1 protein-coding gene is annotated in these 300 nt (G+C 61.7%); it reads right to left on the bottom strand.

Going from position 1 to position 300, the window contains the following annotated elements; genetic code table 11:
* A partial coding sequence (locus EN859_RS36965; protein WP_135913733.1) for a MucR family transcriptional regulator occupies nt 1-300 on the bottom strand: 300 nt, incomplete at both ends.

Here is a 300-nt window from a genome sequence, read left to right on the forward strand (position 1 = left end):
GCGGGATTCCGGCCGAGCCCAGCCGCCTTGGCCAACGTCGACCGCTGGGCGGCGTAGTTCGGCGCCACCATCGGATAGTCCGGCTTCAGCCCCCACTTCTCGCGGTACTCTTCGGGCGTGAGTCCGAAATCCACGCTGAGATGGCGCTTCAGCGATTTGAATTTTTTGCCATCCTCGAGGCAGATGATGTAGTCGGGGAAGACCGATCGCTTCGGATTGACAGCGGGAGCCTGGGCCGGCGTCTCAGGTTCGGCCGGACCTCCGATCTTCGAAAGCGACGAATTCACGCTTTCGATGATC

The sequence above is a fragment of the Mesorhizobium sp. M00.F.Ca.ET.216.01.1.1 genome, from assembly GCF_004010325.2.
Lineage (GTDB): Bacteria > Pseudomonadota > Alphaproteobacteria > Rhizobiales > Rhizobiaceae > Mesorhizobium.